Source organism: Streptomyces sp. NPDC001027 (genome assembly GCF_040299045.1).
Lineage (GTDB): Bacteria > Actinomycetota > Actinomycetes > Streptomycetales > Streptomycetaceae > Streptomyces.
Genome location: NZ_JBEPBI010000605.1, coordinates 1 through 1,138 on the forward strand (window position 1 = coordinate 1; position 1,138 = coordinate 1,138).

At 70.8% G+C, this 1,138-nt stretch carries 1 protein-coding gene; it reads left to right on the forward strand.

Translation table 11 applies throughout. The features are described from left to right. Positions 1-1,079, forward strand: a 1,079-nt coding sequence (gene argG / locus ABT300_RS44260; protein WP_351688882.1) for an argininosuccinate synthase, incomplete at its 5' end; no start/stop codon positions are given. Positions 1,080-1,138: the final 59 nt, after the last annotated feature.

A 1,138-nucleotide genomic window follows, 5' to 3' on the forward strand; every position in this document is an offset into this window, starting at 1 on the left:
GGGGCGTCGGCTCGACCTTCAAGGGCAACGACATCGAGCGGTTCTACCGCTACGGCCTGCTCGCCAACCCGCACCTGCGGATCTACAAGCCCTGGCTCGACGCGGACTTCGTGACCGAGCTCGGCGGCCGCAAGGAGATGTCGGAGTGGCTCGTCGCCCACGACCTGCCCTACCGGGACAGCACGGAGAAGGCGTACTCCACCGACGCCAACATCTGGGGCGCCACCCATGAGGCGAAGACCCTGGAGCACCTGGACACAGGCGTCGAGACCGTCGAGCCCATCATGGGCGTGCGGTTCTGGGACCCGTCGGTGGACATCGCCGCCGAGGACGTGACGATCGGCTTCGACCAGGGCCGCCCGGTGACGGTCAACGGCAAGGAGTTCGCCTCCCCCGTCGACCTGGTGACGGAGGCCAACGCGATCGGCGGCCGGCACGGCCTCGGCATGTCCGACCAGATCGAGAACCGCATCATCGAGGCCAAGAGCCGCGGCATCTACGAGGCGCCCGGCATGGCCCTGCTGCACACGGCCTACGAGCGCCTCGTCAACGCGATTCACAACGAGGACACCGTCGCCCAGTACCACAACGAGGGCCGGCGCCTCGGCCGCCTCATGTACGAGGGCCGCTGGCTGGACCCGCAGGCGCTGATGATCCGTGAGTCGCTCCAGCGCTGGGTCGGCGCCGCCGTCACCGGCGAGGTGACCCTGCGGCTGCGGCGCGGCGAGGACTACTCGCTCCTCGACACCACCGGCCCTTCGTTCAGCTACCACCCGGACAAGCTGTCGATGGAGCGCACCGAGGACTCCGCGTTCGGTCCGGTGGACCGGATCGGCCAGCTCACCATGCGCAACCTGGACATCGCCGACTCCCGGGCCAAGCTCGAGCAGTACGCCGGCCTCGGTCTCATCGGCACCGGCAGCCCCGCCATCGGCGCGGCCCAGGCGGCCGCGACCGGCCTCATCGGCACCATGCCGGAGATGCCGGAGGGCGGCGCCGAGGCGATCGCGTCCCGCGGCGAGGTCTCCGAGGACGACGCGCTGCTGGACCGCGCGGCGATGGAGTTCGGCACCGACTGACCCCGGCACGGGCGCCCGCACACGCGAAGGGCCGGCCGCACACCCCATGGTGTGCGGCC